18 protein-coding genes are annotated in these 22554 nt (G+C 74.2%); 7 read left to right on the top strand and 11 right to left on the bottom strand.

What is annotated here, in order from left to right:
- Positions 1 to 176: 176 nt before the first annotated feature.
- The 4 genes from BCAV_RS15330 to BCAV_RS15315 form a co-directional block, all read right to left on the bottom strand.
- Complete coding sequence (locus tag BCAV_RS15330) at positions 177 to 1946, bottom strand: glycoside hydrolase family 20 zincin-like fold domain-containing protein (RefSeq protein ID WP_015883527.1); 1770 nt, start codon at positions 1944 to 1946, stop codon at positions 177 to 179.
- On the bottom strand, positions 1931 to 3664 hold the full coding sequence (locus BCAV_RS15325; RefSeq protein WP_015883526.1) for an ABC transporter ATP-binding protein: 1734 nt from the start codon (positions 3662 to 3664) through the stop codon (positions 1931 to 1933). The genes BCAV_RS15330 and BCAV_RS15325 overlap by 16 nt, the downstream gene beginning before the upstream one ends.
- Entirely contained in the window at positions 3661 to 5508 is a 1848-nt protein-coding gene (locus BCAV_RS15320) for an ABC transporter ATP-binding protein (RefSeq protein WP_015883525.1), read from the bottom strand. The genes BCAV_RS15325 and BCAV_RS15320 overlap by 4 nt, the downstream gene beginning before the upstream one ends.
- A 338-nt stretch (positions 5509 to 5846) precedes the next feature.
- Positions 5847 to 6827: a hypothetical protein gene (locus BCAV_RS15315; RefSeq protein WP_015883524.1), complete on the bottom strand. Its 981-nt coding sequence runs from the start codon at positions 6825 to 6827 to the stop codon at positions 5847 to 5849.
- 91 nt (positions 6828 to 6918) lie between these two features.
- Here BCAV_RS15315 and BCAV_RS15310 point away from each other — a divergent pair, with 91 nt between their 5' ends.
- From BCAV_RS15310 to BCAV_RS15300, 3 genes are read left to right on the top strand one after another with little or no spacing between them, the layout of a single operon-like run.
- A complete protein-coding gene (locus BCAV_RS15310; protein ID WP_015883523.1) occupies positions 6919 to 7362 on the top strand; it encodes a DUF3817 domain-containing protein in 444 nt (147 codons plus the stop codon).
- Between the two features lie 22 nt (positions 7363 to 7384).
- Entirely contained in the window at positions 7385 to 9022 is a 1638-nt protein-coding gene (gene guaA, locus BCAV_RS15305; RefSeq protein ID WP_083770058.1) for a glutamine-hydrolyzing GMP synthase, read from the top strand.
- A gap of 1 nt (position 9023) precedes the next feature.
- The gene (locus BCAV_RS15300) at positions 9024 to 10184 is read left to right on the top strand and encodes a glycosyltransferase (RefSeq protein ID WP_015883521.1); all 1161 of its coding nucleotides are present in this window, start codon (positions 9024 to 9026) and stop codon (positions 10182 to 10184) included.
- A gap of 133 nt (positions 10185 to 10317) precedes the next feature.
- Here the strand turns inward: BCAV_RS15300 and BCAV_RS15295 are convergent, their stop codons facing one another.
- Positions 10318 to 10908, bottom strand: coding sequence for a hypothetical protein (locus tag BCAV_RS15295; RefSeq protein WP_015883520.1), 591 nt, complete (start codon positions 10906 to 10908; stop codon positions 10318 to 10320).
- Positions 10905 to 12398, bottom strand: a complete 1494-nt coding sequence (locus tag BCAV_RS15290) for a PspC domain-containing protein (protein ID WP_015883519.1) — start codon at positions 12396 to 12398, stop codon at positions 10905 to 10907. Before BCAV_RS15290 ends, BCAV_RS15295 begins: the two co-directional genes overlap by 4 nt.
- Positions 12399 to 12536: 138 nt before the next feature.
- On the opposite strand from BCAV_RS15290, the gene BCAV_RS15285 reads away from it, so the two are divergent.
- Positions 12537 to 13838 (top strand): ATP-binding protein, encoded by a 1302-nt coding sequence (locus tag BCAV_RS15285; protein WP_015883518.1) that lies wholly within the window; start codon positions 12537 to 12539, stop codon positions 13836 to 13838.
- Positions 13835 to 14533, top strand: a complete 699-nt coding sequence (locus BCAV_RS15280; protein ID WP_015883517.1) for a LuxR C-terminal-related transcriptional regulator — start codon at positions 13835 to 13837, stop codon at positions 14531 to 14533. Before BCAV_RS15285 ends, BCAV_RS15280 begins: the two co-directional genes overlap by 4 nt.
- Before the next feature lie 154 nt (positions 14534 to 14687).
- Here BCAV_RS15280 and BCAV_RS15275 read toward each other — a convergent pair whose 3' ends face one another.
- Complete coding sequence (locus BCAV_RS15275) at positions 14688 to 15125, bottom strand: type II 3-dehydroquinate dehydratase (RefSeq protein ID WP_015883516.1); 438 nt, start codon at positions 15123 to 15125, stop codon at positions 14688 to 14690.
- 154 nt (positions 15126 to 15279) lie between these two features.
- On the opposite strand from BCAV_RS15275, the gene BCAV_RS15270 reads away from it, so the two are divergent.
- Entirely contained in the window at positions 15280 to 15627 is a 348-nt protein-coding gene (locus BCAV_RS15270) for a hypothetical protein (RefSeq protein ID WP_015883515.1), read from the top strand.
- Between the two features lie 113 nt (positions 15628 to 15740).
- Here BCAV_RS15270 and BCAV_RS15265 read toward each other — a convergent pair whose 3' ends face one another.
- The 4 genes from BCAV_RS15265 to BCAV_RS15250 all read right to left on the bottom strand — a co-directional run bounded on the left by BCAV_RS15265 (position 15741) and on the right by BCAV_RS15250 (position 19958).
- The gene (locus BCAV_RS15265; RefSeq protein WP_015883514.1) at positions 15741 to 16874 is read right to left on the bottom strand and encodes an ABC transporter permease; all 1134 of its coding nucleotides are present in this window, start codon (positions 16872 to 16874) and stop codon (positions 15741 to 15743) included.
- Positions 16871 to 17788, bottom strand: coding sequence for an ABC transporter ATP-binding protein (locus BCAV_RS15260; RefSeq protein WP_015883513.1), 918 nt, complete (start codon positions 17786 to 17788; stop codon positions 16871 to 16873). Before BCAV_RS15260 ends, BCAV_RS15265 begins: the two co-directional genes overlap by 4 nt.
- A 107-nt stretch (positions 17789 to 17895) precedes the next feature.
- Entirely contained in the window at positions 17896 to 18573 is a 678-nt protein-coding gene (locus tag BCAV_RS15255; protein ID WP_015883512.1) for a response regulator, read from the bottom strand.
- A complete protein-coding gene (locus tag BCAV_RS15250) occupies positions 18570 to 19958 on the bottom strand; it encodes a sensor histidine kinase (protein ID WP_245528866.1) in 1389 nt (462 codons plus the stop codon). Before BCAV_RS15250 ends, BCAV_RS15255 begins: the two co-directional genes overlap by 4 nt.
- A gap of 64 nt (positions 19959 to 20022) precedes the next feature.
- On the opposite strand from BCAV_RS15250, the gene pcrA reads away from it, so the two are divergent.
- Entirely contained in the window at positions 20023 to 22512 is a 2490-nt protein-coding gene (gene pcrA / locus BCAV_RS15245) for a DNA helicase PcrA (protein WP_015883510.1), read from the top strand.
- Positions 22513 to 22554: the final 42 nt, after the last annotated feature.

Here is a 22554-nt window from a genome sequence, read left to right as displayed (position 1 = left end):
CTAGTTGGGCGGGCTGCGGGCACAACGTCCACCGTGTGGTTGATCCCCCGAGCGGGTCGGTTCGGGGGACCAACCACACGGTCGAGCCGGTTCAGGGGACTAACCACACGGTCGGGTCGGTTCAGGGGACCAACCACACGGTCGGGCCGGTTCAGGGGACGAACCGCACGGTCGGGTCAGCCGGCGGCGAGCTTCTCCCGCAGCGGCCCGAACTTCGCGAGGGAGTCGGAGAGCCCACCGGGCCGCGAGCGCGCCAGCCACAGCTCCCGCTGGGTCACGAGCAGGTCGTCGAGCTCCGCCACCGACGGCAGCGCACCGCCACCGACGTCCGCGAGCAGCACCCGCGCCCCGAACCGGGCGAGCCGCGCGGCGTGCTGGAGCTCCGCGAGCACCAGGTCGGCGTCGGGGCCCTGCGGCGTCGCGAGGTCGAGGCTCGCGAGCTGCGCGTCGATCGTGCCGAGCACGCGCTCGACGGCGTCGGCCGTCAACCCGTCGGTCGTCACCATCCCGGAGCGACCCGGGAACAGCGACGCGAACAGCAGCGTCGCGTTGAGCGCCGGCATCCCCAGGTCGGTGCCGAGCGTCCCGAGCCGGACGAGCGCGTCGCCCGTGCGGTGCGTCGCGTCGCCGAAGGCGAGCTCCGCCGTCGTCGTCGCCAGGTCGAGGTCGGCGTTCGCCGCGGAGCACCACGCGACGGCGCCCCCGTACAGCAGCGGTGCGAACGCGACCGGCGGCGGCTCGACCATCCCGTGGTCGCCCCACTGGGTGAGCAGGAAGCCCGTGCCGCCGTGCGCGAGCGCCGTGGTCGCGGCGTCGAGGATGTTCTCGCGCGCGTTGTCCAGCCGTCCCACGATGGACTGCCAGGTGCCCGTGCCGGGCGCCACCCAGAACGGGATGCCGGCCGCGATGACGGCGGCGCCGCGAGTCGCGAACCCTCCGAGCTGTTGCTCGGGGGAGGCGTCGAACGCGGCCATCCGCTCCTTGGTCGCGGCGGGCAGGTCGAGCGCCCGCTCGATCGCGGACGGCGAGTCGTACAGCCACACGATCGGCACGCCGCCCAGGGCGGCCGCGTACTCCGGGTGGTGGGCGAGCACATCGGCCCAGTACTGCACCTCGTACCCGCGCTCGACGAGCGGGCCCAGGATGCGCTGCACGTACTCCACGTACACCGCACCGCGCCCCTCGGCGGCCACGCGGTCCCGCGAACGCCCGAGGCCGAGCTCGAACGTCTCGTCGGCGCCGATGTTGACGCGCCGGGAGGAGAAGTTCGGCAGCAGCTCCTCCAGCAGGCCGAGCGCGAACGCCGCGTTGTCCGCCGTCGGCTCCAGCACCGCCGGCTTCCGGACCGACCCCGCGAGCGTGTACCCGCCCGGGGACTCGGCGCGGTCGGCGTAGGTGTCGTGGGCGAGCCACCGCTCCATGTGCCCGAACACGTTCTGGTTCGGCACGAGCTCGATCCCGCGCGCGGCGCAGGAGGCGTCGAGCCACCGGACGTCGTCGGGCGTCAGAGGCGACGCGTCGGCCCACACCTCCTCGTGCCCCGCGTACGCGAACGTGTGCTCCGTGTACAGCTGGAGCTGCGTGTACCGCGCCGCCTCGAGCAGGTCCAGGATCCGGGTCAGCGTCTCCCGGGTGGGGACGCGGTCGCGGCTGACGTCGAGCATGAACCCGCGGTCCGGGAGGTCCGGCCAGTCGGTGATCTCGACGGCGGGAAGGGCTTCGCCGCCCGCGGCGAGCTGGGCGAGCGTCGCCCGGCCGTACCGCCGTCCGGCGTCGTCGGCGTACGCGAGCCGCACCTCGCCGTCGGCCACGCGCAGGACGTAGCCCTGCGGGGGCAGCGACGCGTCGGGCGTCTCGACGGCGACGACGCCGGCGGGGACGTCGTCGCCGTCGAGCGACGTGATGCTGCGCGGACGGGGGAAGAGGGAGTTCAGTCCTGCTGCCACGAGTGCCACAGTGCCGCATACTCGCGACCGGCGACGACGAGTTCGTCATGTGAGCCGATCTCGGCGATCCGGCCCTCCTCGATGACCGCCACCCGGTCGGCGTCGTGCGCCGTGTAGAGCCGGTGGGCGATCGCGACGACGGTCCGGCCCTCGAGCACGGCCGCCAGCGACGACTCCAGGTGACGCGCGGCGCGGGGATCCAGCAGCGACGTCGCCTCGTCGAGCACCAGGGTGTGCGGGTCGAGCAGCACGAGGCGGGCGAGCGCGATCTGCTGTGCCTGCGCCGGCGTGAGTGCTGCGCCCCCCGATCCGACCTCGGTCTCGAGGCCGTCGGGCAGAGCCCGCGCCCAGCCGAGCGCGTCGACGGCGTCCAGCGCCCGCTCGAGCTCGGCGTCGTCGGCGCCGACCTTCGCGAGGCGCAGGTTCTCCGCGAGCGTGCCCACGAACACGTGGTGCTCCTGCGTGACCAGCGCGACGTGCGAGCGCAGGTCCTCCAGCGGCAGGTCCACGAGGTCGACGCCGCCGACCTTCACCGTGCCGCCGGTGGGCGGGTGGATCCCGGCGAGCATCCGGCCGAACGTCGACTTGCCCGCGCCGGACGGACCGACGATCGCGAGCCGCTCACCGACGCCCAGGTCGAGGTCGATGCCGTGCAGCACGTTCACGCCCTCGCGGTACGCGTACCGCACGTCCTGCGCGACCAGGTGCTCGTCCTCCGGCTGCTCGTCCGTGGCGGTCCGGTCCGCCGGGACGTCGGACACGCCGAAGATCCGCGCGAGCGAGACGGTCCCGACCTGGATCTCGTCCAGCCAGAAGATCAGCTCGCCGATCGGGCCGATGACCTGCATCGAGTACAGCGCGATCGTCGTGACGGCACCGAGCGTCGCGTGCCCGGTCGACACCAGGTACGCACCCCAGACCAGCACGCCGATCATCGGCAGCACGAAGGCGGAGTCGATGGCGGGGAACAGCCAGGTCCGCAGGTACAGCGTCTTGCGCTCGGCGTCGAGGGTCTCGTCGATGTCGGCGTCCATCCGCGCGCGCCGCCGGGCGCCGAGGCTGAGCGCGTCGGTGGTCCGCGAGCCCTCGACCGACTCCGTGATGGTGCCGTTGATCGTCGCGTAGGCCGCCGACTCCCGCAGGTACGCCGGCGTGGCGCGCTTGAGGTACCACCGCGACCCGGCGACGAGCAGCGGGACGCCGAGGAACATCGCGAGGGCGACCGTCCAGTTCGTCAGCACACCGGCCGTGACCGTGAGGAGGATCGTCGACACGGCCACGAGGACCCGCGGGACGCCGAACCGCACCGTGTACTGCACGCGGTCGATGTCGTTCGTGGTGCGCGCGACCAGGTCGCCCGTCCCGGCCCGCTCGACCGTCGAGAGCGGCAGCGACGTCACGGTCTGGATGAACGACTCGCGCAGGTCCGCGAACACGCTCTCGCCGAGGATCATCGACGCCCGCTGCGCGTACCGCACGAAGATGGTCTGCGCGATGACGGCGACCACGAGGATGAGCACGGCCTGGTCGATCGCCGCGACGTTCGTGCCGCCCGCGACGTCGTCGACGATCCGGCCGAGCAGCCACGGTCCGGCGAGGCCGGCCGTGGCGGCGACGATGTGCAGCAGCACGACGCGGGTCAGGCCGCCCCGGTGCTCGCGGAGCATCTCGGCGGTCCGCGCGCGCAGCGCGGCGCCGTCGGCGACGGGGAGGTTCATCGCGTGGCTCCTTCCGGTTCGGTGGCGTCGTGGGTGTCCTCGGTGAGCGTGCCGGGTGTCTCGGCGGGCGAGTCGGCGACGGCGCGGCTCACCACGCGCCGGTAGGCGATCGCCGCGTCGGGGTCGATGCCGAGCTCCGTGGGTTCGCCGCGGGCCGCGCTCTCGCCGGCGCTGATGAGCTCGCGGTGGGTCCCGCGGGTCCGGACGCGCCCGTCCTCGACGAACGCGACGTCGTCGCACTGGTCGAGCACGAGCGGGCTGGCGGTGACGACGACCGTCGTGCGGCCGCGCCGCGCCTCGGCGAGCCGGGTCGCGATGCGCGCCTCCGTGTGGGCGTCGACGGCAGACGTCGGCTCGATCAGCACGAGCACCTCGGCCTCCGTGAGCAGAGCCCGCGCGAGCGCGACGCGCTGCCGCTGCCCGCCCGAGAGCGACCGCCCCTTCTCGGCGATCTCGCCGTCGAGGCCGTCCGGCACGGAGTCGAGGACGTCGGCGGCGTCAGCGATCCGCATCGCCTCGAGCATCTCCTCGCGGGACGCGTGGCTCCGGGCGTCGATCTCGTCGGCGAGCGTGCCGGTGAACAGCGTGGGCGTGGCCTCCGCGACGACGATCCGGTTCCGGATGTCCTCCACCCGCAGGTCGGCGAGCAGCGTGCCGCCCAGGCGCACCGGGGTGGCGCGCTCGGCGTCGTCGTCGAACCGGCCCAGGCGGGTGGCGATCGCGGCGCTCGAGTCCGGGTCGACGTCGACGAGCGCGACCAGCTCGCCGCGCCGGACGACGAGCCCGCTCGCCTCGTCCACGAGCACCGAGCCGGGTTCCGGCATGGCCTCGGGCTTCGCGCGGTCGGACACGGCCGACGTGACGGCCAGGACCTTGACGATCTTCCCCGCCGCGATGCGCGCGCGGGTGAGGATCTGCACGGCCTGCGTCGCGGAGCGCAGCGGCTCGGTGAGGAACGCCGCGTACCCGTAGAACGTCACGAGCTGACCGGGCGTGATCTCGCCGGCGATCGCGAGACGCGCGCCGTACCAGACGACGCCCGCCAGGAAGAGGCCAGGCAGGAGTGCCTGGAGCCCGTCGAGGATCGATTGCGTCTGCGCGACGGCGACGCCGGCGTGCCGCACCTTCTGCGACTGCACGCGGTATCGGCCCGTGAACACGTCCTCGCCGCCGATGCCGCGCAGGATGCGCAGACCGGAGACGGTGTCGGAACCGAGGGTCGTGAGCCGCCCGTTCGCTTCACGCTGGGCGGCCTGACGCCGCTGCAGCGGGCGCACGAGAAGCGCGAGCAGGCCGGCCACGACCGGGAGGCCGATGAGCACCGACAGCCCGAGCGTCGTCGAGCTGTCCAGCAGCACGAACGCCACGACGATGTACGCCACGCCGCCGCCGATCGCGCGCCCGGCGAACGCGAAGACCTCACCGAGCCGCAGTGCGTCGGACGCGACGGTCGCGACGACCTCGCCGGTGGGCAGCTCGCGGCGGATCGACTCACCGGTCCGGGTGACGTGGTGGCCGATGAGGCGCGAGGCGCCGAGAGACGCACGGAGCCAGTTGACGACGTCGATCCGGTGACCGATGACGTTCGCCCCGACCTGGACGATGCCGACGGCGAGCAGGATGAGGCACCAGCGGAACAGGGGCTCCGACAGGCCGTGCGTGAGCCCGTCGTCGATCGTGTTGCCGAGCACGAACGGGCCAGCCGCCTGAGCCACGGCGCCGACGACGCCGCACAGCGCGCCGCCGAGCACGAGGCCCCACTGGTGGCGTGCCTGCCAGCGGATGAACGCCCCCGGCCCCGTCAGCGGAGGGGGGTCGGAGTAGGGACGGGCGAAGTCGAGCACGAGAGACCACCGTACGGAGGGGATCAGGGCAGGGCGAGGGAATATGCGGCGTCGCCACGAAGGGGGGATCGGCCGGCTACCGGATGCGGGCCACCGAAGAGCATATGGCGTTCCGGGAACCGCCGCGACCCCCGAGCCGCACGTCCTCGAGGCCCCAGCGTGCAACCTCGAGCATGGTTGAGGTCAAGAGGTGTCACGCCCGGTCGACCGGCGACGACCTTGGGGCGCGTGCGTGATCCATGTCCCCGACGGCCGAGGTCGGTTCCGTCCCCCGTTCCACCGCCCGCTGTGGGGTCTCCGACGGTCCGGGCGCAGGGTCGGGGCCAGCGGGCGCCGCGTCACGCGAGCGTGGCGACCAGGGCGTCGTCCGCGTCGAGCAGCGCGTTCTCCGCGGACGTGAGCACCGAGCGCACCAGGGCGGCCGCGTCCGCCGCGGCGTCGTCGCTCGGCTCACCCCCGGCGGCGCTGACGGCTTCCGACACCGCCGCCGCGATCGCCGTCGCCCCTGCTTCGCGCTGCTGCGCGATCGCGTCGCGTGCCGCGCCCGCAGCGGCCGGGTCGCCGTCCCGGAGCGCCGCGACGTACTCCTCGTACAGCGGCACGCTCGCGTCCGCGTCGTCGGCCCGTGCGGCGCAGGCCGGCTCGAGCTCTGCGACCGGGCACCCGCCGGCGTAGATCTCAGCGAGCCGACGGGTCGGTTCCAGGTAGGCCGCCTCGACGGCGTCCGCCACCTCCGGCCAGGACGAGGGATCGTCCGGCAGGCAGCCCGTGGTCGCCACGTCGCACGCGCTGAGCAGGGCACCGAACGAGTCCAGGGCGGCGCGCTGGTCGGCATGCACCTGGGCGATCGCCGGGTACACGCCGCAGAACCGGGCCAGCACGGAGCTCGGCTCGGCGACGGCCGACTGGTAGGCGGCCACTGCGTCGTCGTCGGCGGCAGCCCGGGCCTCGACGTCGTCCCTGTTCGCGGCTGTCTCGCTCAGCTCCGCCGGTGGTCCCGGAGGCGGCGGAGCCGACGCCACCGCCTCGGCGTGCTGGTTCGCCCGCGCGCACGTGGCGTTGATCTCGTCCAGCTGCTCGACGGGCTCCGTGGCGAAGCCGTCGACCTGGGCGGACAGCCGCAGCGGCGGGTCGGGCAGGAGGGCGATCGTGCCGTCCTCCCAGGCGTCGAGCTCGCCCTGCCACGTCGCGAGGAGCTCCGCCTGGCGCTGCACCTCGCGCTGGTGCGCGTTCCACCACACGCCAGCCGCCACGAGCGCGAGGACACCGAGCACCGCGCCCGCGGCCAGCAGGCGCCGTCGCCTGGTCGGCTCGGGCATGGGACGTCCTCTCCTGGGGGCCGGGATCGACGACCAGCCTGCCATCGCGGGCTGCGAGAATGGCGGTACGACTCCGGCGAAAGAGGTACGCATGTCCACTCCGTCCGACCCGGACCGGCTCACGGGCGACGAGGCCGCAGCGGTGCGCGCGGAGGTCCGCGACGACGCCACGAAGGTCCGGAGCGCGTTCGGCCGGTACCGGATCATGGCGTTCGTCACCGGCGGCATGCTGCTCCTGCTGTGCCTGGAGATGCTGCTCAAGTACGTGTTCCACGCGAGCGGCGTCGACCCGGCCACCGGAGCGGCCCGGCCGGTGATCGGGAACTGGATCGCGATCGTGCACGGCTGGATCTACGTGATCTACGCCGTCACGGTGTTCGACCTCTGGTCGCGGATGCGGTGGACCCTCGGGCGGCTCGCCGTGATGATCGCCGGCGGCATCGTCCCCGTGCTGTCGTTCGTCGTCGAGCACCGGGCGAAGGGCTGGGTCGCCGAGACGCTGGCGCAGCGCTCCGGAGCCGCGACCGAGGGGTAGAGCAGCCGCCTATCCTGGGTGCGTGACCGCATCCGCGCAGACCGTCCCGGCCACATCGACGTCGGAGTCCCCGACCCCGCCGCCACCGCCCTCGCCGGCGACCCCGCGGCCCGTGCTCGTCGTCGACTTCGGGGCCCAGTACGCCCAGCTCATCGCCCGGCGCGTGCGCGAGGCGAACGTCTACTCCGAGATCGTGCCCCACACGTGGACCCCGGCCCAGATGCTCGAACGCAACCCCGCGGCGATCATCCTGTCCGGCGGGCCGTCCTCGGTGTACGCGACCGGGGCCCCGTTCGTCGACCCCGAGCTGTTCGCCGCCGGGGTGCCGGTGCTCGGGATCTGCTACGGGTTCCAGGCGATGGCGCAGGCACTCGGCGGCGACGTGGCGCAGACCGGGCTGCGTGAGTTCGGCGGCACCGAGGTCGAGGTGTGCGCCGCCGGCGTCCTGCTCGCCGGGACGCCCGAGCGCCAGACGGCGTGGATGAGCCACGGCGACGCCGTCCATCGGGCGCCGGACGGGTTCGAGGTGCTGGCGACGTCGTCCGGCTCGCCGGTGGCGGCGTTCGAGGACCGCGCGCGGCGGCTGTACGGCGTGCAGTGGCACCCGGAGGTGCGGCACTCGGCGCACGGCCAGGAGGTGCTGGAGCGGTTCCTGTACGACGGTGCGGGCCTGAGCCCGGACTGGACGCCGGGCAACGTGATCGCCGACCAGGTGGCGGCGATCCGGGCGCAGGTCGGTGACGCGCGGGCGATCTGCGGGCTCTCGGGCGGCGTCGACTCCGCCGTCGCCGCCGCCCTCGTGCAGCGCGCGATCGGTGACCAGCTCACGTGCGTCTTCGTGGACCACGGGCTGCTCCGCGCCGGCGAGGCGGAGCAGGTCGAACGCGACTTCGTCGACGCGACCGGCGTGCACCTCATGGTCGTCGACGCGCGGGAGCGGTTCCTGACGGCGCTGGCCGGCATCAGCGACCCGGAGCAGAAGCGGAAGATCATCGGCCGCGAGTTCATCCGGGTGTTCGAGGCGGCGGCGCGCGACCTGGTGGCCCAGGCGGGCGAGGACGGCGCCGACGTGCGCTTCCTCGTCCAGGGCACCCTGTACCCCGACGTCGTCGAGTCCGGGGGCGGCGAGGGCGCGGCCAACATCAAGAGCCACCACAACGTCGGCGGCCTGCCCGAGGACCTCGAGTTCGAGCTGGTCGAGCCGCTGCGCACCCTGTTCAAGGACGAGGTCCGCGCCGTCGGCCTCGAGCTCGGGGTGCCCGAGGAGATCGTCTGGCGCCAGCCGTTCCCGGGCCCCGGCCTCGGCATCCGGATCGTCGGCGAGGTCACGGCGGACCGGCTCGACGTCCTGCGCGCCGCCGATGCGATCGCGCGCGAGGAGCTCACCCGGGCGGGCCTCGACCGCGACATCTGGCAGTGCCCCGTGGTGCTGCTCGCCGACGTGCGGTCGGTGGGTGTCCAGGGCGACGGCCGCACGTACGGCCACCCCGTGGTGCTCCGGCCCGTCTCCAGCGAGGACGCGATGACGGCGGACTGGACGCGCGTCCCATACGACGTCCTCGCCACGATCTCGACCCGCATCACGAACGAGGTGGCCGAGGTCAACCGCGTGGTCCTCGACGTCACCAGCAAGCCGCCGGGCACCATCGAGTGGGAGTGACGTGCGCATCGTCCACGTCTCCGACTGCTTCGCGCCCCGGGTCGGCGGCATCGAGACGCAGGTGGGTGACCTCGCCGCTCACCAGGCCCGCGCCGGTCACGACGTCCACGTCCTGACGGCGACGGCGGCCCTGCCGCACCGCGGGCGGAACAGGTACCGGTCGACGGCGACGAGCGCCGACGGCGTCCGCGTGCATCGCGTCGCCTCGCGCGTCACGTTCGGCGTGCCGATCCACCCGCGGGGGCACGCGCTCGTCTCGCGGGCGCTCTCGGCGCTCGCCCCGGACGTCGTCCACGTGCACGCGGGCGTGCTCAGCCCGTTCGCGTTCGACGGCGCGCGGGCGGCGCGCGACCTGGACCTGCCGCTCGCGATCACGTGGCACTGCATGCTCGACGGCGTCGAGGGGGTGCTGCGCCGAGGCGCGTCCCTGATCGGCTGGGACGGTGAGAGCGCCGCCCTGTCGGCGGTCAGCGCGGTGGCGGCGGAGCGCGTGGCGCGGGCGCTCCCGCTCCCCGACGGCGAGCCGGCCGACGTCGGCGTCCTGCCGAACGGGCTCGACGTCGCGGTGTGGGCGCCGACCGGCCCGCGGGCGGACCGAGCGGCGGATGCGCCGCTCCGGGTGGTCGCGACCCAGAGGCTCGCGCCGCGCAAGAGGGCACGCGTGCTCGTGCGCGTCGTCGCCGACGTGGCGGAACGCATCGGCCCGGGCCGGGTGCGGCTCACCGTGGCCGGCGACGGCCCCGACGCCGGCGCCGTGCGGGCCGAGGCCGCCCGGCTGGGCGTCGCCGACGACGTCGAGCTGCTCGGCCGAGTGCCGCGCGCCGACCTGCCGGCGCTCTACCGGGAGCAGGACGCGTTCCTCTCACCCGCGCAGCTCGAGGCCTTCGGCATCGCGGCGTTGGAGGCACGTGCCGCCGGACTTGCCGTGGTCGCGCGGACGGGCACCGGGATCAGCGGGTTCGTCGCCGACGGCCGCGACGGGCTGCTGGCCGACGACGACGACGCGCTCGCCGACGCCGTCGTGCGCCTCGCCACCGAGCCCGACCTCCGGGCCGCGATCCACGCGCACAACGCGGCCACGCCTCCCGAGGCGGACTGGCTCGACGTGCTGGCCGCCGCGGAGCGGGAGTACGCGCGGGCGCGGCGCCTCGTGCGCTACTGAGCCCGGCCGGCCCGCGCCCGCTGGCCACACCTGGGCCGCCGCCCCGTTCACTCAGACCCGTGCGGCCGAGTCAGACCCTCCCGAGGGTCTGACTCGGCCGCAGGGGTCTGAGTCGCGAAAGGTGGAGTCGGGGTCAGTCGCGAGTGACGGTGACCCGCGGACCGGACGCGTCGTCCCGGCTTGCGCCGCGGCGTCGGCCGGCGAGCAGCGCGCCGATCAGGAGCGCGAGCCCTGCGCCGGTCAGCAGCACGATGAAGGTGAGCTGCAGGTCGATCCGCGCGCCGGAGGCGATCGCGATCAGCACGATCCCCACCGCCATGATGACGAGGCCCCACACGACGGTCCCGGGGCGCGGACCCCGCGACCGGAGCACCGGCGCGACGGGGGGCGTGATGACGACCGGCTCGTCACGGACCGGGGGTGTCGACGGTGTCGCCTCGCCCGTGGGCGGCACATCCCACGCCGTCGGCTCCACGGGCGTCGGGGTTGTCGGGAAGATCGGCTCGCTCCCTGCCTCCGGCTCCGGCTCCGGAGGCCGCTCGGGCTCCGAGTAGGGCTGCGGGTAGGGCTCAGGCGTGGGCAGCAGGACGTCGGTGGGCTCCTCGGGCGCGAGCTCGTGCCCCGCCGCAGGCTCCGCCGCCGTCGCGCGCTCGTCATTCGCCTCGTTCAGCTCGTTCGCCTCGTTCGCCTCGTCGGCCGGCGGGGTGCGGTCGTCGCTGCTCATCGGTCCTCCTCTGTGATCGTGACGTTGCCGGCCCCGACGTCGACCGTCAGGACCAGCTCGGCGGGCGTACCGTCAGCGACCTCGTCGCTGACGAAGTGCCGGGTGCCGGTGACGTCGCTGACGCGATCGACGTCGTCGTCGACGGCCCAGAGGACTGTCGAGTCGGCGGTGGTGACCTCCGCACGCACGGCGGCGTCCGGCGGGACGACGATGGTGACGTCGCCGGCAGCGACCCGGATCGGGACGTCGAGCGGGGTGGTCGTGAGCTCGATCTCGCTCAGGTCGAGCCGGGCAGACCCGACGCCCAGCCAGAATCCGTCCGCGGCCTGGTCCCGCGACGTCCAGGTCACGTCGGTGGTGCCCGCCACGTGCCCCTCGGCGTCCGCCCAGGACCACGGGCGGTGGGTGCTGTACGCCACCGGGAACCCGAGCAGGATGCCGACGATCGCGAGGAAGCCGAGCACTCCGCTCGTCCGGCCGCGCAAGCCCGACACGACGATCCCGGCGCCGATCAGGACGACCGCGGCGGCCACGGCCAGGGGCACCACGCGGCCGTCGAGCACGTTCATGCGGTCGGCCACGAGCAGGGCGGCGGTGGCGAGGACCGCCAGGGCGACGACGACACCCACCGTCGTCGATCCGGGTCCCAGAGGACGCGGGCGGGGTGGTCGCGGGGGCCGCGGGGGGCGCGGGGGTCGGGGCGGTTGCGGCGGCCGGGGCGGCTGCGGCGTCCGGCCGGCACCCGGGACCGGGTACGAGACCTGCGGCGCCGGGGAGCCGGAGGCCGCGGACGTCGGCGCGGCGAACGCGGCCGAGGTGCGCTCCGGCCCGGCGGGCGCAGGCGGCGGCACGGGCGAGGTCGTCCCGCCCAGCGGGGGCTGGCCCGTGGCGGGCGACGAGCTCGACGGCGCCGGACCGGCGCCGGCCCACGGGCTCGGTCCGGCGGGCGGCGTCGGCACCTGCGTGCCGCCACCGCCACCGCCATCCCGGCGTCGGCCGCTCACGAGGGCGACCAGGAGCACGATCGCGACGGCGACGGTAGCGATCCAGCCGAGCGTCCACACCCAGCCGAAGCCCGGCGGCGTCCACCACCACACCCACCGGTTGCCGACGCTCAGGCCGACGACCACGAAGGCCAGCGCACCGAGGATCGCGACGTCGAACGTGCCGCGCAGGGTCTCCTGCAGATGGATGCGGCCGTCGCGGCGCTCCGGGAGCAGCGCCCAGGCGACGCCGTAGAGGACGAGCCCGAGGCCTCCGAAGAGCACGCTGACGGCGAAGATCCCCCGGACGAGCAGGGGGTCGACGCCGAACCGGTCGGCGAGCCCCCCGCCGACGCCGCCGATCCAGCGATCCTCCGAGCGCGTGACGCCCACCCGGCGCACGGCGTCGAAGAAGCCGGTGGCGGGGCCGGTGGCGCTGGTGGCGGCCGGTGGGACGCCGGGCGCGGCAGGGTCGGTCGGCGGGTCGGGGGGCAGGTTCGTGCTCATGCCACGATCGTCCCGCTCCGGGGCGCCGTCGGGACATCCGGGGACACCCTGAACCTCCCCCTGAGTTCGGCCGGCACGCACCCTGGTTCGACCCCGAGCCCGGGGTCCGGGCCTCGCACCTCGTGCCACGATCGGGGGATGACCGAGGCCCGACTCCCGCTGCGCCGTCCCGATGAGGGCCGGTGGATCGGTGGTGTCGCCCGCGGGCTCTCCGTGCACCTGCGGATCCGCGTGGACCTCGTCCGGTGGGCGTTCGTGGCGCTCGGCCTGCTCGGGGGTGCGGGCCTCGTGCTGTACGTCTTCTGGTGGGTCACGATCCCGCCCGGGAACCCTGCCGACGCGCTCGCGCGGGAACGGCCGAGCACGTGGACCCGCCTCGTGCGCCCACCGCAGGACCCGGACGCCGCCGCCGTGCCGCCGCGCCGGATCCGCGTGGCCGACATCGGGATCGCGCTGGGGCTGCTGGCGGTCGCGGTGGTCGTCCTGGCGCAGCGCTCCGGCATGAGCACGGAGACCCGCTGGTACGTGCCGGTCCTCCTGCTGCTGGCCGGTACCGCGTTGGCGTGGAGCCAGCTCGACGCGCGGCGCTCGGGGGCGGACAGCCCGCGGGTCAGCCGGCTGCGCCTCGTCGGCGGTCTCGTCATCGCAGCCGCGGGGGTCCTGCTCCTCGTCGGCCAGGAGGCCGACCCGGCGCTGCTGCTGCAGTCGGCCGTGGCCGCGCTCGCCGTCCTCGCGGGTGTCGCGCTCGTGCTCGCACCGTGGTGGCTCCGGCTGGTCCGCGAGCTCGGCGACGAACGCGCCGCGCGGGCGCGCGAGTCGGAGCGCGCCGACATCGCCGCCCACCTGCACGACTCCGTGCTCCAGACGCTCGCCCTCATCCGCGCCCGGGCGACGGACGCGGACGTCGCGCGGCTCGCGCGGGCCCAGGAGCGCGAGCTGCGGACGTGGCTCTACGACGACCGCTCGGCCCCCGGCACGTCGCTCGCCGCGGAGGTGGCGGACGTCGTCGCGCACGTCGAGGACACCCGGTCCGCGCCCGACGGGAGCGCCGTCGCCGTCGAGACCGTCGTTGTCGGCGACTGCATCCCGGACGAGACGACCCACGCCCTGCTGCTCGCGACGCGCGAGGCGCTCGTGAACGCCGTCGCGCACGGCCGCCCGCCCGTGTCGCTCTATGTCGAGGTGGGCGCGCAGGACGTCGAGGTGTTCGTCCGTGACCGCGGTGACGGCTTCGATCTCGACGCCGTCCCGTCCGACCGGTTCGGGGTGCGGGAGTCGATCATCGGCCGGGTGCGACGGCGTGGTGGCGACGCGTCCGTACGATCGTCGGACGCCGGCACGGAGGTGCGTCTTCGCGTCCCGGCGCCGGCGCGGGACGGGAGCGCCGGACCCGCGGCGACGACCGCCACGGCCGCAGGCCGCCAGGAGGAGGAGACATGACGGAGCCGACCGGCCACGGGCCGACGGAGGGAGCCGCCCCGGCGCAGCTGCCCGTCGACGTGGTGCTCGTGGACGACCACCTCATGTTCCGCACCGGCGTGCGCGCCTCCCTCGACGAGCGGGTGCGGATCGTGGGGGAGGCCGAGACGGTCGACGAGGCGATCGCGCTCGTCCGCTCGCTGCGGCCGCCGGTGGTGCTGCTCGACGTCCATCTCCCCGGCGGCGACGGCGGGGGCGGGGCCGAGGTGGCCCGCGCGTGCGCGGAGCTGGCGCCCGACGTGCGGTTCCTCGCACTCTCGGTGTCCGACGCCGCGGAGGACGTGGTCGCCGTGATCCGCGCCGGCGCGCGCGGGTACGTGACGAAGTCGATCACCGGGACGGACCTGTCCGACGCCGTCGTGCGCGTCGCCGGGGGAGACGCGGTGTTCTCGCCTCGGCTCGCGGGGTTCGTGCTGGACGCGTTCGGGGCGATCGGCGGCGACGTCGCGACCGGCGACGAGCTCGACAAGCTGACCGCCCGGGAGCGCGAGGTCATGCGGCTCATCGCCCGCGGCTACACGTACCGCGAGGTGGCGAGCGAGCTGTTCATCTCGATCAAGACCGTGGAGACGCACGTCTCCGCCGTGCTGCGGAAGCTGCAGCTGTCGTCGCGGCACGAGCTGACGCGGTGGGCGGCGCAGCGCCGGCTCCTGTAGGCGGCGAATCGATCCAAACGTCGCGATTTGCGGCCTGGACGGCGCGCAAGCGACCACGTGAGCCCACTGGATCGTTTCAACCAGGGGGAGGAAGCGACGGCGAACGGCGGGGGCGGCATGTGAGGTGGCGCGCGGGCCGACGACGCTGCCCGCCTCAGGCGCCGGCGAGGTGCTCGAGCGCGAGCCGGTACCCGTCGAAGCCGCGACCCGCGATCACGCTCGAGGCGTACGGCGTCACGACCGACGTGTGCCGCCACACCTCCGGGCGCGACGAGGGGTCGGACAGGTGCACCTCGACGAGCGGCGCGACCAGCTGAGCGCACGCGTCAGCGATCGCGTACGAGTAGTGCGTCCAGGCCGCCGCGTTCAGGACGACGGGCAGCGCGCCGTCGGCCGCCTCGTTGAGCAGGTCGACCATGACCCCCTCGTGGTTCGTCTGCTCGAAGCGCACCGTCAGACCCAGCGCGTCGCCCCACTCCCGGCAGAAGCGCGCCAGGTCGGCGAGCGTCGCGGTGCCGTAGATCTCCGGCTGCCGCACACCCAACCGGTTGAGGTTCGGCCCGTTCAGCACCATCACGTCGCGTCGCTGCACGCTTCCTCCTCGCGTCGGGTCCGACCGTACCGGTCGCCGTCGCCTCGCCGTCGCCTCGCCGTCCCCTCGCCGTCGCCCGGCAGACCGACGGCCCGGCCGCCGTGACGCCGCACGGAATGGCGGCTGCCGCGCCCCCTGGCGTAGCGTCACGGCCATGCAGACCCTGTACTACGTCCTCCTCGTCCTGCACCTCATCGGATGGGCGATCACGCTGGGCGGCGTGCTCGTGAACTTCCGCCCGCCACGGATCGCGACGGGGGTCATGCACGGCATCCTCACGGCTCTCGTCACCGGCATCCTCATGGTCGGGATCGCCTCCGCCAGCGACGCCGTCGACGACCCGAACAACATGAAGATCGGCGTCAAGCTCGTCATCGCGCTGCTCGTCACGGGCCTCGTGATCTTCGGCGCCCGCCGGCCCGAGAAGGTCACCGCTGGGCTCCTCGGCTCGATCGCCGGGCTCACCGTCGTCAACATCGCGATCGCCGTCCTCTGGCGCTGAGCGCTCCGCCGAGTGCGTGACCTCTCGCGCGACCCGCCGGGCGGGATCGGGAGACATCACGCACTCGACGGCGTTCGGGCCGACGGACGTCGTGCCGGCGGCTCCCGCAGGAGTCAGTCGCGGCCGAGCGCCGCGCGCACCGACACCCTCGGCCCCGTCCGTAGCAGCGATCCCGTGTAGATCCGGGCGGCGACGGCGACGACGCCGAGCGTCGTCACCACGAGGACGGCCAGCGAGAGCAGCGGCTCCCACCACGCGGCCTCGCCCAGGAACAGTCGCACCGGCATCGCGACCGGCGCGCTGAACGGCACGTAGGACGCGATGGTCATCGCGACCGGGTTGTCGTTGAGGAAGACGACCACGAAGTACGGGATCATCACGAGCATCATCGCCGGCATCATCACCGACCCGATGTCCTCCTGCCGCGACACGAGCGACGCCCCGGCGGCGAAGATCGCCGCGACGAGCACGAAGCCGACCAGGAAGAACACGACGAACCACACGAGTGGCGCACTGAGCAGGTCGAGCAGCTCGTTCTGGCCCGTCAGCACGAGGCCGAGCGCGGCCACGGCGCCGATGGCCGCCGTCTGCCCGACGGCGACGACGCTGTTGCCGAGCACCTTCCCCGCGAGCAGCGCGCGCGCCGGCACGGCGGAGAGCAGGATCTCGACGATCCGGGTCTGCTTCTCCTGGACCGTGTTCTGGGCGATCATCGAGCCGGAGCCGATCGCCGACATCATGAAGACGAGCCCGAACGCCAGCGACACGAGGTAGCGGATGCCGTCGTTGGTCGCCGTCTCCTCGAGCAGCTCGACGGGCGGGGTCACCGACAGCGCGGAGAGCACGTCGGCCGGCGCCTCGGTCAGCGCGACCACGGTGAACCCGAGCTCGGACTCGGCGTCCGGCACGAGCGCGGCGGCGACGTCGCCCGACCGGACGAGCTCCTCGGCCGCCGCGGCGTCGTCGGCGGGAACCGCCTCGATGCCCTCGACGGAGGAGACGGCGTCAGCGGTCCCCGCGACGACGGCGACCCGCGTGTCGTCCTGCGGCCCGCCGCCGATGAGGCTCGAGACGATGATGCCGCCGAGCACGATGACGAGTGTGATCGCCGTCGAGATGAGGAACGACTTGCTCCTCACCTGCGTGGTGATCTCCCGCTCGGCGACGAGCAGCGACGCCGCGCCGAACGACATGGGGCGGCGCCCCCCGGCGCCTGTACGTTCCCGCGTGGGGGTCTGCGTGGTCATGCGGCACCCTTCTCATCGCTGTCGGGCGACTCGTCGGTGACGACGTCGCGGAAGATCTCGCCGAGCGTGGGCCGGATCGGCGTGAAGGACGTGACGGGACCCCGCTCGACGGCAGCGCGCAGCACGTGCTGGGCTGCGGCGTCGTCGGCCTCGAAGAGCGCGGAGCCGCCGTCGAACTCGACGACCTCGACCCCGGGCACGCCTCGGACCCAACCGACGTCGGTCGCCGCGGTGAGCTCGTACCGGCTCGCGGAGAACTGGTCGCGCAGGCTGTCGCGGGAGCCGGCGGCCCGGATGCGTCCGCCCGAGATGATGACGAGCCGGTCGCACAGCCGCTCGACGAGATCGAGCTGGTGCGAGGAGAACAGCACGGGGACGCAGCGCTCGGCATGCTCGGCCAGCACCGCCACGACGACGTCGACGGCGAGCGGGTCCAGCCCGGAGAACGGCTCGTCGAGGATGAGGACGGCGGGGTCGTGCACGAGCGCCGCGGCGATCTGCACGCGTTGCTGGTTTCCCAGCGAGAGCGACTCGAGCGGGTCGTCGGCCCGTTCGGTCAGGCCGAGCCGGTCCAGCAGCGCGCGCGCCTGGTCCTCCGCCGCGTGCCGCTCGAACCCGTGCAGGCGGGCGAGGTAGGTGAGCTGTTCCGCGGCCTTCATCTTCGGGTAGAGCCCGCGCTCCTCGGGCATGTACCCGAACGTGCGCCGCTGCTCGCCGCCGAGCGGCCGGCCGTCGAGCGTCACCGACCCCGCGTTCGCGGCGAGCACCCCGAGGATGATCCGCATCGTCGTCGTCTTGCCCGCGCCGTTCCCGCCCACGAAACCCGTCAGCAAGCCCCGTTCGACGGTGAAGGACACGTCGTGGAGCACCTGCCGGTCCCCGAAGGACCGGTCGATGCCGTCCAAGCGCAGCATGGTTCGCCTCTCGTCGGGTGGTACCTCGACGGTAGGGCGCGACGGCGTGGCGGCGCCTCCGGCGTGCGACGGATCTTCCCTCTCCGCCGCGCGGCGGAGAGGGCGGCTCAGTCCCCTCCGGCCAGACCGTGCCGGTAGGCGTAGGCCACGGCCTGCACCCGGTCCCGCAGCTGGAGCTTGGCGAGCACGTTCGAGACGTGGGTCTTCACCGTGGCCCGCCCGACGACGAGCTCGGCGGCGATCTCGTCGTTGTTGAGCCCGCGGGCGAGCAGGCGCAGGACGACCAGCTCACGTTCCGTGAGCGCCTGCGCTGCCGGCGACGGTGCCGGCGGCGGTCCGGCTTCGCGGGCGACAGCGCGTTCGATGACGGCGCGGGTCACCTCGGGCGAGAGGAGCGCGTCTCCCGCGGCGACCGACCGGACGGCCGCCGCGAGCTGGTCCGGGCGGGACGTCTTGAGCAGGAACCCGCTGGCGCCGGCGGCCAGGGCCGCGTGCAGGTAGTCGTCGCGGTTGAACGTGGTGAGCACGAGCACACGTGCGTGGGAGCGGGGGTCGGCGACGATCCGTCGGGTCGCCTCGATGCCGTCCATCCCGGGCATCTCCACGTCCATGCAGACGACGTCGGGCTGTGTGCCCGCGACGACGTCGAGCGCCTCCGCACCCGAGCCCGCCTGCCCGACGACCTCGAGGCCGGGCTGCGCGCCGAGGATCGTCGCGATGCCCTCGCGGAGCAGCACCTGGTCGTCGACGAGGACGATGCGGACGGCGTCGGCCCGCGCGCTCACGCGGGCCCGCCGGTCGGCAGCGGCACGTGGGCGCGGAGGACGTAGCCGCCGCCGCGCCGCGGGCCGACGTGGAGCGTGCCCCCGTCCGCGGCGACCCGTTCGCGCATGCCGAGCACGCCCAGCCCGCCCGTCCCCGCGGGTGCCTGCCGGCGACGGCGACCGGCGCCGTCGTCGGTCACCTCCAGCTCCACGGCACCGACGAGATAGCGCAGGCGCACGTCCGCGCTCGCGCCGCGGCCGGCGTGCTTGCGGACGTTCGTGAGCCCCTCCTGCGCGATGCGGTACAGGTTGAGCGAGACCAGCGGCGGCAGGCGCACCTCCTCGCCGACCACCTCGAACCGCACCGGCGTGCCGGCGACCCGCGCGTCGGCGACGAGCTCCTCGAGGCGTTCGACGCCGAGGGAGCCGACGGGTTCGTCGCCGCCGGGAGCGGGAGCGTCCTCGCGCAGCGTGCCGAGCAGGCCGTGGAGCTCGGAGACCGCCTCGCGGGCGGAGTCCTCGACATGCTCCAGGGCGACCGCGGAGCGGGCGGGATCGGTGGCCGCCAGCGTGCGCGCCGCGGCGGCCTGCACGCCCATGAGCGAGACGTGGTGCGCGACGGCGTCGTGCAGCTCCCGCGCGAGGCGGAGCCGTTCGATCGTCACGGCCTGCGCCTCGACCTTCGCGCGTTCCGCGACGAGCTGGCGGGCCCGTTCCTCGAGCCGCGCCCGGTTCCGCGCGGCCGCCCACGCGTGGTTGCCGAACCAGTACGCGCCGGCGAAGTACAGGACGTTGATCATCAGCTGGATGAGCAGGTACGCCGCCAGCGGCGTCAGGCCGCCGGGTCCGAACGCCACCTCCTCGCCCTCGGGCGGGTCGGTGGCGACGCGGAAGAAGCTGGTGAGGAGCCAGAGCAGCATCAGGTCGACGACGAGCGCCCGGACGACGACCGCCCGCCGGCGGTTCAGCTCCCACGCGCCGACCGTGTAGATGGCGCAGAACAGGGCGATGTTGAGGAAGACGGTCTCCGGGACCGCGATCTCGCCCGCGACGACGAACGCGGCGGCCACCACGCCGGCGACGGCGCTCGGCCACCGGCGCCGCCACGCGAGAGGGGCGATGGCCGCGGCCAGGACCAGCACGGACACCTGCGGCGACGCGGGGTCGGGCAGCATGTTCGTCGCGCGGTACAGGAGCATCGAGAGCACGGCGCCGGCGAAGAGCCCGGCGGCGCCGAGCGCGTCGTTCCGTCGCTGCGCCGGCGTGGCCGGCGGCCGCCGCCACTCGGCGGTCTCCGGATCCGGGGCGCCCTCGGGCGCGGGTGGATGCGCGCGGCCGACGACGGCGGCAGGGTCGTTCGGGGGCACGCTCGTGGCGGCCGCGTCCCGAGCATCCGACGTCGTCACGGCATCCACGCTAGTGCCGGGCGCGGGCCGCGATGTGGGCAGCGGCGCCTACGCTGGGACCGCCATGACCTCGCTCTTCGACAACCTCCCGCTCACCGGCGCTCTCGCCGCCGACACCGCGACGGCGCACAGCGCCGTGACGGCCGACGGCGCGCGCCTCCCGGGCCTCGTCCCGCCCCGGGAAGACGCACAACCCGAGCCCGTCCGCGGCGGCCGCGGCCGCGACGCCGAGGCGCTGCTCGAGGGGCTGAACCCGCACCAGCGGGCGGCTGTCGTGCACTCCGGCCCTCCGCTGCTCATCATCGCCGGTGCCGGCTCGGGCAAGACGCGTGTGCTCACGCACCGCATCGCGTACCTGCTGGCGACGCGGCGCGCGCGCCCGGGCGAGATCCTCGCGATCACGTTCACGAACAAGGCGGCGGCCGAGATGCGCGAGCGGGTGGAGGCGCTCGTGGGTCCACCGGCCCGCGCGATGTGGGTGTCGACGTTCCACTCCGCCTGCGTGCGCATCCTGCGCCGCGAGCACGCGGTGCTCGGCCTCCGGTCGAGCTTCTCCATCTACGACGCCGCCGACTCCCTGCGTCTCATGACCCTCGTGTGCCGCGAGCTGGGTCTGGACCCGAAGCGGTACCCGCCCAAGGCCTTCATCCACCGCGTCTCCGACCTGAAGAACGAGCTCGTGGACCCGGACGCGTTCGCGGCGGGCGTGGGTGGCTCGAACCCGTACGAGGAGAACCTCGCCGAGGCCTACCGGATGTACGCGCAGCGGCTGCGGCAGGCGAACGCGCTGGACTTCGACGACCTCATCATGACCACGGTGAACCTGCTCCAGGCGTTCCCGGCCGTCGCGGAGCACTATCGCCGCAGGTTCCGCCACGTGCTCGTGGACGAGTACCAGGACACCAACCACGCGCAGTACGTCCTGGTGCGCGAGCTCGCGGGCGTCGCCACGCAGGCGTACGACGACGGCGGCGACTCCGACCTCGACCGTGGCCCGGCGCCCGTGCTCCCCGCGGAGCTGACCGTCGTCGGCGACGCCGACCAGTCCATCTACGCGTTCCGCGGCGCCACGATCCGCAACATCCTCGAGTTCGAGGCCGACTACCCGGACGCGACGACGATCCTGCTCGAGCAGAACTACCGCTCGACGCAGAACATCCTCTCCGCGGCGAACGCCGTCATCGCCCGCAACCCCGACCGCAAGGCCAAGAACCTGTGGACGGCGGCCGGCGCCGGGCCGAAGATCATCGGCTACGTCGCCGACTCCGACCACGAGGAGGCGCGCTTCGTCGCCGAGGAGATCGACCGGCTCGGCGACGCGAGCGGCGTCCGGCCGGGCGACGTCGCCGTCTTCTACCGCACGAACGCGCAGTCGCGGGCGCTGGAGGAGGTCCTGATCCGCGCCGGCATCCCGTACAAGGTGGTCGGCGGCACGCGGTTCTACGAACGGCGTGAGGTCAAGGACGCGATCGCCTACCTGAGGGCCATCGCGAACCCGGACGACGCCGTCAACGTCCGCCGCATCCTCAACGTGCCCAAGCGCGGCCTGGGGGAGCGCAGCGAGGCCGTCATCGCCGCGTACGCGGAGCGGGAGCGGATCTCCTTCGGCGCGGCGCTCGAGGCGGCCGCCGACGTGCCCGGCCTGGCGACGCGCGCTCTCGGCATCGTCACGGAGTTCGCGCGGCTGCTGGCCGACCTCCGTGCGATGGCCGCCGGCGGTGCCACGCCCGCCGAGGTGCTGGACTCCGCGCTCGACCGGTCGGGATACCTCGCCGAGCTGCGCGCGAGCGACGACCCGCAGGACGCCACGCGTGTCGAGAACCTGGCCGAGCTGCACGCGGTGGCGGCCGAGTTCTCCGAGGCCGACCCGGACGGCGACCTCGGCGACTTCCTCGAGCGCGTGGCGCTCGTCGCAGACACCGACCAGCTCCCGGACGACGACGCGTCGGGCGGCGTCGTCACGCTCATGACGGTCCACACGGCGAAGGGTCTGGAGTTCCCCGTCGTGTTCGTGACCGGGCTGGAGGACGGCACGTTCCCGCACGCCCGGTCGCTGGCCGACCCGGCGGAGCTCAGCGAGGAGCGCCGTCTGGCCTACGTCGCCCTGACCCGCGCCCGGGAGCGCTTGTACATCTCGCGTGCCGCCGTGCGTACAGCGTTCGGCGTACCGCACGAGCTGCCGGCGTCCCGGTTCCTCGACGACATCCCGGACGAGCTCCTGGACTGGCGGCGGGCGGAGTCGAGCATGCAGCAGCTCCGCGGGTCGTGGGGGAGCGGCGGCGTCGGGTCCGGCCGAGTCCGGTCGGGCGCCACCGGAGGGACGGGGCCGCGCACCGCGCCGAGCCAGGCCACAGGGGCGACGTTCGGGTCCGCGACGCCGCGCGCGGACGTGCCGAGCCTCGACGTCGGCGACCGGGTGACGCACGACGCCTACGGCCTCGGCACGGTCGTCGCGCTCGAGGGCGCCGGGTCGAGCCAGGTCGCGAAGATCGACTTCGGGACGGACGGCGTGAAGCGCCTCCTGCTGCGCTACTCGCCGGTCACCAAGCTCTGAGGCGCACCAGGCCGGGGCGCCCGCCGATGTCACACTCCGGCC

Source organism: Beutenbergia cavernae DSM 12333, from assembly GCF_000023105.1.
Classification (GTDB): domain Bacteria; phylum Actinomycetota; class Actinomycetes; order Actinomycetales; family Beutenbergiaceae; genus Beutenbergia; species Beutenbergia cavernae.
The sequence above is the reverse complement of the archived record's forward strand: the minus strand, read 5'-3'. Positions and strand labels throughout refer to the sequence as shown.